The organism is Dyadobacter sp. 3J3 (assembly GCF_009801115.1).
In the GTDB taxonomy this organism is placed as follows: domain Bacteria; phylum Bacteroidota; class Bacteroidia; order Cytophagales; family Spirosomataceae; genus Dyadobacter.
Genome location: NZ_VTOL01000003.1, coordinates 587,635 through 596,665, shown reverse-complemented (window position 1 = coordinate 596,665; position 9,031 = coordinate 587,635). Strand labels below are relative to the sequence as shown.

The 9,031-nt window shown below is 39.4% G+C and carries 9 protein-coding genes; all 9 read right to left on the bottom strand.

Translation table 11 applies throughout. The annotated features are described in order from the left end of the window. Positions 1-217: 217 nt before the first annotated feature. Complete coding sequence (locus FZF08_RS09480; RefSeq protein ID WP_229216474.1) at positions 218-2,086, bottom strand: STN and carboxypeptidase regulatory-like domain-containing protein; 1,869 nt, start codon at positions 2,084-2,086, stop codon at positions 218-220. Next, positions 2,059-3,102: a FecR family protein gene (locus tag FZF08_RS09475; RefSeq protein WP_159468380.1), complete on the bottom strand. Its 1,044-nt coding sequence runs from the start codon at positions 3,100-3,102 to the stop codon at positions 2,059-2,061. Before FZF08_RS09475 ends, FZF08_RS09480 begins: the two co-directional genes overlap by 28 nt. Before the next feature lie 2 nt (positions 3,103-3,104). After that, on the bottom strand, positions 3,105-3,725 hold the full coding sequence (locus FZF08_RS09470; RefSeq protein ID WP_159468414.1) for an RNA polymerase sigma-70 factor: 621 nt from the start codon (positions 3,723-3,725) through the stop codon (positions 3,105-3,107). 210 nt (positions 3,726-3,935) lie between these two features. Next, positions 3,936-4,517 carry a M15 family metallopeptidase gene (locus FZF08_RS09465; RefSeq protein WP_255463477.1) on the bottom strand — a complete coding sequence of 194 codons (582 nt, stop codon included), beginning with the start codon at positions 4,515-4,517 and terminating at the stop codon, positions 3,936-3,938. 185 nt (positions 4,518-4,702) lie between these two features. Further along, positions 4,703-5,743, bottom strand: a complete 1,041-nt coding sequence (locus FZF08_RS09460) for a LiaF transmembrane domain-containing protein (protein ID WP_159468378.1) — start codon at positions 5,741-5,743, stop codon at positions 4,703-4,705. A 5-nt stretch (positions 5,744-5,748) separates the two neighbouring features. After that, positions 5,749-5,931, bottom strand: coding sequence for a LiaI-LiaF-like domain-containing protein (locus FZF08_RS09455; protein WP_159468377.1), 183 nt, complete (start codon positions 5,929-5,931; stop codon positions 5,749-5,751). A 108-nt stretch (positions 5,932-6,039) separates the two neighbouring features. Further along, entirely contained in the window at positions 6,040-6,660 is a 621-nt protein-coding gene (locus FZF08_RS09450) for a PspC domain-containing protein (RefSeq protein ID WP_159468376.1), read from the bottom strand. Positions 6,661-6,852: 192 nt separating this feature from the next. After that, entirely contained in the window at positions 6,853-7,476 is a 624-nt protein-coding gene (locus FZF08_RS09445) for a hypothetical protein (protein ID WP_159468375.1), read from the bottom strand. Between the two features lie 395 nt (positions 7,477-7,871). Beyond that, positions 7,872-9,023, bottom strand: coding sequence for an aldose epimerase family protein (locus FZF08_RS09440; protein ID WP_159468374.1), 1,152 nt, complete (start codon positions 9,021-9,023; stop codon positions 7,872-7,874). Positions 9,024-9,031: the final 8 nt, after the last annotated feature.

Genomic DNA, 9,031 nt, shown 5'->3' with positions numbered 1-9,031 from the left:
AAGCAGCCTTTTATTCCTTTCGACCAAGACGAATACAGAGAAAAATACAGATTGGCTAAAATTGCAAATTTAGAAAGGGCACTAAAAAGGCTTATGGCTGAGGCAGCATGAAGAAGTTATATAGTAGACTTTAAGATTAAAAGAAAGGACGCAGAAACTTATATTCTTTGCGTTTTTTCTTTTAATCTTTTTTGCTTAGCGTGAAACCTTAAAAACCTTACTTATCCCGAAACCTTACAGCCACCTGGAAACCAATCCAACCATAATTTTTTTTGGTATGATCCGGTTTTCCTCCAAGCCAGAACGTTGACAAAAGTTTCCGGGTATCATACGAAGTTCCCAGTTCATTTCCTGTCAATAAATTTAATGAAGGTCCAAAGGCAACGGAAAAGCGTTTCCCTGTTTTTCTTTCAATGCCAGTGGTCAGACGAAACAAACCGGCAGCATTGTGACTTTTTAAATTTGCCTTGTCAATGGCAACAGCATTGGCTGTAATGTCGGCATTGAACATCCAGCCGCGTCCCAGATTGATACCTGTTCCAAATCCATAACCGATACTTCCGAATGGTTTGTTGTCTATTTTCCAATTAAAACCTAAGGTGAAAATATTATAAAAAGAAGTCATCCCCGTTTTAAAAGTAGTATTGAAGTAATTAAATTCGTCTGTGGAAACTTCATATCTCCTATAACCATTTTTCCTGATGTAGTTGAAAAAACCAATGGAGGCTGTCGCGGAAGAATCGGCATAATTTATGGCACCAAACTGGTGCCCGCTTTTTACTGTTTTTGCATAATTATATGCTCCTGCAACCTGCCATCCGCGTAATTCCCCTAGCATTACATTGCCTACACCTGCCCATTGGAGACCTTTTACATTACCTCCGGTGAAATTTAATAATGTAGAATGTTGCACGCCTTTAAGATTCCCCATGACAACATTAAGGGCTGAGGCATACTGGTAGCCTGTAACATTATTACCAACAAAATTAGCGATTCCCGCAAGCTGAATACCTTTTACATGTCCGCGGTCTGCATTAAACAATCCCCCGATTTCCAGTTTATTCGTACCTAGTGAATAACCGGCAAAAACGTTGAATGAAAAATCATTTACAACGTTTCCGCTAAGCTCCCGGTTGGTGCTTATAAAAGGTAAAATGGATGACTGAACCGGCCGGTATAAAGTATCCGTGATATTTTTGGTATTAATGGCTTGTTTGGCAGAAGCAAAAGCACCGCTGAAGTCCTTTCGGACACGCTGGTAAGTAACCCGTAATTTATTTTGTAAAGGAAGAGAATCCGTTTCTATAATCGTATCGGGCGATACATAAGTAGTTGAGATATATTCAAATTGAGGAATTTCTATTTTTCGACTGTTTAGTGAATCGGATTTGGTAATGATATTTAACCGGCGTAATGAAAGCGCTTTAAGTGTGTCCGGGTTTAGTTGAATTGGCAAATAGGTATTTCTTCGGTTTGATATAATCACCGATTTTCCTATAAATTGATCTTTCCGGATTTCCAGGCGTACAGAGGAAGGCGTTGTTGGCAAACGTATCCGGTAGTATCCGTATTGGTTGCTGATAGTGGAGGCCAGTGTTACAGGTTCGTAAATACTGGCATTCGCTAGTTTCTCACCTGTTTTTTTGTTGATGATATAACCGTTTAAATTAAAATTCAGTGGCGTTTCTTCTTCTTTTTTTGTATTTCGAAGCAAAATAATATACTTGTGGCGCTCGCGGAAAATCACTTTTCCTTTGAATAATTCATTCAGGATTTCCCTTACACTTTGATTTACGACATTAAGAGAAACTCGGGTTTTGATCTCAACAATATCCGGATTATAGGAAAAACTAAATCCGCCAAGATTTTCTATTTGTCTTAGAACATTATCTAGAGACTGATTCGTTACGCGGATGGAAATGCGCTTTTCCAACAATTCCTGCGCCTGGACTTTCGAAGAAACCGAGCTTAGGAAACCAATAAAAACGAGGGAAAATATATAGTAAAATGTCCTCAACGCATCAGGAATTGATTGTTTTTTTAATTTTAAGGTATCTTTTACTGGCAACCGTTTCCTTCCAGCCAATATATTTTTCCATCTTTCCGCAAATGTAATTCCAGCGTTTCTGCAATGACCGACAAAGTCGCATCAAGCGGTTCTTTCTGGAAACTGATCGTTAGTCTGCACTGTGCGAGTTTTTGATTTGATAAACGAATATCAGAGTGATAACCTTCCCGCAATGTATTTACAACGTCACCCAGATTAGTTGCATTGAAATCAAAAACCTGCGTTTTGTAGCCCATAATATTGACATCAGCACGCATGCTTTTGAGCGTGTCATTCAACACTTCGGCACTTTGTCCTTTTATCAGTTCAATCTTTTTGTCATTTTTGGAAACCCGTACTTTTCCGGTTTTTACATCGATACGAACGAGCTCTTTTTTGTAAGCCTTAACATTAAATGAAGTTCCTAAAACCCGTACCTGAGTTCCATTGGCGTCGATAACAAAAGGGTGAGAAGCATCCGGTTTTACGTCGAAAAATGCTTCTCCTTTTAAAGCAACGGAACGTAAATCACCCGAAAAACTTTCAGGATAGCTTATGGATGAATTGTAATTTAAAAATACCCTGGTTCCATCCGGCAAAGTTGTTTCACCGGTATTGTTTGTCGTAGCGACCTCAATTTGTTCAGGATTATTTCCTTGTGTTTTAAATATAAACCAGCCAAAAGCCAGGATCGTTATTGAAACAGCGGCTGCAATCCAAACCGGAAAAGAGAAGGGTTTTTTAACCGGTAATTCCCGGGTAATCCTTCCCTGACTATAATCGTTATATTTTTCAGTTAAATGTTCTGATTGGCTATTGTTCGTTTTCATTTGCAAACGAACCTTATTCCAGGCTGCATCGGTATCAACTTTGATATGATTGGTTTTTAAATCAGCGGTTTTCTCCCAAAGTATTTCAAAAGCAGCAAGCTCTTTTTGATTTTCAGGATCGCTATTTAGCCAGTTTTTTACTTCGGCAATTTCCGTCGGTGTGGCAGTTTCGGCCAGAAAGCGTGCTAACAGCTCATCCGAAATGTTGTCATGAGGATTGTTCATGGTTACGATTGGATTAACTGTTGATATAAAAAATAAACAAGCACCAGCAAAGAAGGCAGATAGTCGGCAAGTTCTGTACGTAGTATTTTGAGCGCCTTTCCAATCTGGTTTTCTACGGTTTTGATCGAAATATTGAGCTGGTCAGCAATTTCCTGATATTTCAGTTCTTCAAACCGGCTCATCCGAAATGCTTTCTGGCATTGTTCAGGCAATTTTCTTACCGCTTTTTCGATACGTTCAGAAAGCTCATCCGCATGAATAACTTCGGTAACTGATTCATACGACTGAGGTAAATAATTGACTGAATATTCCCGGTATGCATCTTTTACGGCTGCATGTTTGAAGCGGTTCAGACAATGGTTATGAACTGCACGGTATAAATATGATTTTAGTGAAAGTGTAATTTCAAGATCCTCTCTTTTTTCCCAAATCGTAATAAAAACCGTTTGCACAATTTCTTCTGCATCCTCCGCATCTTTCAGCAAAGAACTCGCATAATTGCATAAACGCTGGTAATAGAAACGAAAAGTCCGCTCGAAAGCAGCTTCGTCTCCACGTCTTATGGCTTGAACAATTTCCGGATCAGAAGTTTGCACAGTTTTCCTCTTTTGTTTTTCGGCCAAAAGTAGATAATCTCTTTCGATTATAAAATCCGGATTGAGAAGAGCGGTTGCTGCCACAGTTTAAGTTTCTTTTAACCATGACAAGCGGAACGGATTCTACCCCTATGAAAAATAAATCTTTTTATTGGGCAGGGGAAAAGCTAATGTTGGTTGTCTTAGTTTCAAAGATAGGAGACAAATGATTTTCCAAATTTATTAGCCATGAAATAGTTATTTTATCATGCCGTATTTTGCACGTGCCTGTTTTTTGGACATACCGTCAAAATGCCACCATTCAGTTGTATTCACAGTAAATCCTGCCTTAATCATGGCTTTCCGGAGAATATTCCGGTTAGCGATTTGTTTGGATGTAAGTTTTCCCTGTCTTAACATTTCCTGTTCGGAACGAGGGTAGGCCAGTGGGCCAAAGAAGTCATAGGACGTTCCCATGTCCAAAGGTTTTTCATTTTGATCAACAACCGTGAGATCTATGGCGCAACCAAAATTATGATTGGAACCGATTTTTGGATCGGCCACATATTGGGTTTTTGAACGCTGAGGAATTTTTAAATCATCTAACGCATCCCAAAGTTTGTATTGTGCAGAATTTGGGCGGGCCGCATCATAAACCAGTAATTTAAAACCTGGTTTTTCCTGTTGAAGAAAGTAACTGGCCTGGGAAAGTTTTTTTGCCATTTCTGGCTGAAGATAGGCGTGAGTAAGTTCTCCGTAGACATTCTTTTTCATGAAATTGTCAGGAGTTGCGTATTTGAGTTCCACCAGGATTTGAGGATTTATGGTCTGAATGTTCACTAATCCTTGATCAAGTATTTTCTGTTCCACAGGTGAAATCTTATCCTGCTGGTTTTTTTGAGCTAAAACTGAAAAGGAAATTAAAAAAAATACAACACGCAAAAGAATTTTGTGAACCTGCATAAACCTCAGAACAGTGTAATGTTAAATGAAAAATCCTCCCAATTTGGGAGGATTTTTCATTATTAGTATCTTCTTATTTTAACTTTTGACAAACCGCCGTCAAAGTTAATTATGATTTTCTTTGTCGACTGGTCAAAGCCAGGTGATCGGTAAAGTTTGTCGTTTATTTTTTCAAGGTCATCAAAAGAGGTTAGGTTCAAAGCGCCGTCCAGTTTAATTTCGCAACCAACGGTTTTGGGGATTTCCAGTCCGATGGAAGCTACGCCGGCATCTATCTTAACATTGGACTGATCCAGTTTATCTCCCAGACGAATATCCAGATCAGCAACGCCCGTACTAACTTTTAATGTTTCAACTTTGTAATTACTTAGGTCAAAATCTCCATTTCCTGCACCCAGCCCAAGATCTATCGTCCAAACCGGTTTTGTATTAAGTTCAATTTCTGCTTTGTTGCTCAATTCACCTTTATGAAGTTTTACGTTTCCATCCTCCATTTTAAGGCTAATCGTTGCCGAATTGGTCAGTTTGTTAATGGATTTATTGGATAAAAAACCCAGGACTGACGAACGCGTATCGGCTTCAAAAAGTTTGTCGGTATTTCCTTTCAAAGTAAATGAACCAGCGCCGCCTTCCAGATTGAAATTTGCTTTCTGGATGAAATCCTCCATTTCATATTGGTAGGAATTATTTACGGGCTTTTTATAACCTTGCTCTTTGTCATTATTATCCTGTTCGTAATCATCATCTTTGTCGTCGTCATTATCATCTTCATCATCGTCGTCGTTATCATCGTCGTTGTCGTTGTCATGATCTCGATCATTCCAATTGAAATTCCAATTATCATTGTGACGGTCAAAAACACGTCCGGTGCGGCTCGTCAAACCACCGAAAACGGCAAGCACAATAAGTAATCCGACCAAGCCTCTGGCAGCAGTATATTTAGTCGTCAGGATCAGTAAAATACCGGCTAGGATTAGCAATACAGGCCAGTAAGGTAAGATCGCATCCCACTGAAAAAAGAAGATATCAAGCTTGCGCAGAAGCCAGAAGATACCAATGATGATGAGCATCCCACCCCAAAAAATACTTTTAGAATTTTTCATGTCAATTAAATATTTGAGTGGTTAGTATCGGAGTTTATGTAATTTCTAAGTAGCAATAATGCTCCGGAAATAATCAGAATAATGGGCCAGAAAAAACCTTTGAAATCAAAACCGGTTAGTTCTTCGACCAGAAAGAGGGTTCCCATAATAATGAGAATTACTCCCCAGAAAATGTTTTTAAAGTTCATGGCTGTATAGTTGAAAGTTGAAAATGGAAAGTTGAAAGCGGCGGCCGCAAGGTTGAAAGTTTTGCCCTAGTTTCGCTACGGCTTTTAACTGATTCTTTTCAACTGGTTTTAATTCACTTTTATAATATCGTCGTCTCCGTTTTCCGTTGGATTGTTTGGATCTTTTGGGAATGTATTCGGTGGCGTTGATTCAGTTGTACCGAATGGTGTGTAGGGCTGAGGATCTGGCGTCGGAGTGAATGGTTCTGGTTCGATGGGCTCAATTGGCGGCGTTGTTGGATAAACAGTCGTGTTTGCCTCATGTTCCTTATCTCTTTGGCGAAGGACAAGAAATGCACCAACAATAATTAATGCCACAGGCCAGAAATAAGGTTTGATTTCGTACCAGATAGGAAAATCGTCCACCAGCATGAAAATACCAAAAAGTACTAACGCACCACCAAGAATTTTAACAGTCTGATCGGAACGTTTTTTGTCAGCTATCGGATCGTGTGGCTTATTGGCTACGGTATCAAAGTTATGAACATCCGCAGTTCCGGTTGGAAGAACGGCCCACAAAATAATATATAAAATTCCCGTCCATCCGAAACTTGGAGGTATCGGCAGGAATAACATGACCACAAATAAAACACGAACGATGACTACATCTATTTGTAAATATTGGGCAATTCCGGAAGCAACTCCTCCAAATACGGCCTGATCGGGTATGCGGTGCAATTTCTTTTCCATTTCGTTGTTTACGTTTATGTTGTAATCAAAGGTAGTGGGTTATACAAGATACTGCAAGCAGGAAGTTTATTATCGGTTAGTAATCGTGTTAAATGGTAATTTGAAATGATTTTTGATAAATCGTTGTCAATTTCAACACAAATTACAAGTACTATGGATGATATTCAGGAGGATAAAGTATTTAAATCCGGTTTATTCTTCTTCCAAAGCTTCAAGAATATCCATCATGCTGCCAAAATCTTTGTATCCTGGTCTGATTTCTTCGCTTCCACGCAAGGCAATACCAATTTCAGGAAAAGTATCGGTTAATTTATTAACAGTAATTTCATCATCCAGCCCGAAACCAATTAGAATTGGATATTCTTTGGCAAGTTCTGTCAAAACCTGTATCCATTCTTCTGTCAACGGAGTGTTGGCATCACTTTCCAAAAGAAAATATGCAACGGAATCTCCATAACGACTTAATATGGAATAAATATCGCTGGTATCGTAAGTATCCACGCTAACGCGTAGAATCAACGGTAAACTCAGTTCACTTTGCAAATAGGTGAGCAAGTCTGGTGATTCCACCTGCACATAATGTACCGGATATTCTGCCAGCACTTTCAAAAGTAACTCAGGGTCCGTTTGGCTTGTTTCGGCAACCAGCTGTACACCAGCAAGCCAGGAACAGATTTCTTCGAATTTTTTTGGAGATATATAATTGGGAGAATGTTCATCGATAGAAAAACCAAGCATTTCCACACCCATACCGGCGCAATAACGGGCATCGGACAAATTGGTAACGTTGCTGATTTTTACGGTTCTGCTAAGCATGTTGATGGTATTTATTCGGAATTACTTTTCCTGCAAAGGTAATTCATCAGGATGATTATCTTGTTAATAAATTACTTTTTGGAGTTTTGGGTAGGAAATTAATGGCTAAAGCCTGGCTCGTTCTTGGTCGCTTGGCCAATAGTATATATTGGATTTTCGCTTATGCCGAAGAAAAATTAACCCAGCGTTTCAACCTTGGGTGTCTGAACGAACTCAGAACTTCTCGGGCTTTAGCCATTGCTTTCCGGCACAAAGAAAATTAACCAGGGTTTCAGCCTTGGGCCGAAGCATAACAGAGTTTCCGGCTTTAGCCAAAGCCACAATCTCAACAGCCTACAAAGAAAAAAGCTGCCGAAAATTTTCATCTCCGGCAGCTTTCAAAATATTTTCAGTAATTACTTCACCGAAAACTTATATTCCGTTGAAGTTTTGTAAGTTTCTCCTGGTTTCAGTTCTGTTGTAGGGAATTGTGGCTGATTTGGAGAATCCGGATAATGTTCTGTTTCCAGACACAGGCCATAACGTTTCGCATACGTTGCGCCTTTTCCTGTCAGTTTTCCATCAAGGAAATTTCCTGTATAAAATTGAACGGCAGGTTCTGTTGTGTAAACTTCCATAAAACGGCCGCTTTCCGTATCTCTCACCGTTGCAAAAAGTGATAAGCTTTTATCTGCACCGCTTATTACCCAGCAGTGATCATAGCCACCGCCATTTTTGATTTGTTCATCAGCAACGTCATTGATTCTTTTGCCAACCAGCGTAGGCTCGTTAAAATCAAAAGGTGTTCCTTTTACCGCTCTTAATTTTCCTGTGGGGATCAAAGTTGCATTTACCGGAACCATGCTATCCGATTTGATATAAACCTCGTGATTTAAAATATCACGTTTCAAACCGCTAAGATTGAAATACGAATGATTCGTTAAATTAAGAACTGTGTTTTTATCCGTAGTTGCTTCATAATCAATACGCAATCCGTTTTCGTTTGAAAGCGTGTAAGTCACCTTCACATTCAAAGTACCAGGATAACCTTCTTCTCCGTCCTTACTAACATAAGTTAATTCAAGGCCAACCAGAGAATCTTTTTTAATTTCCGTAGCATTCCAGAGTTTCTTATTAAACCCATTGATACCACCATGCAAAGAGTTCGGTCCGTTGTTGATCGGCAGCGTATAAGTTTTACCATCCAGTGTGAATTTCCCGTTCGCGATACGGTTTCCAAAACGTCCGACTAATGCTCCGAAAAACGGATTTTCTGCGATGTACGGAGCCAGGGAATCAAATCCCAATACTACATCTTCCCATTTTCCGCTTTTGTCTTTGGCAGTTAGTTCTGTGATAATGCCGCCATAATTACTGATTTTTACGATCATTCCATTAGCGTTGGTGAGCGTATAGAGATCAGCTTTTTTACCGTCCGGAAGGTCTCCGAATACTTCTTTCGAGATCGTACTGGTCATTGTTTTACTTTCGTTTTCGTTTTTTGTTTTTGAGCAGTTCATTAGGCCAATGCCAATCAGTGCCACAAATATTAATGATCGTTTTTTCATATAGGTAT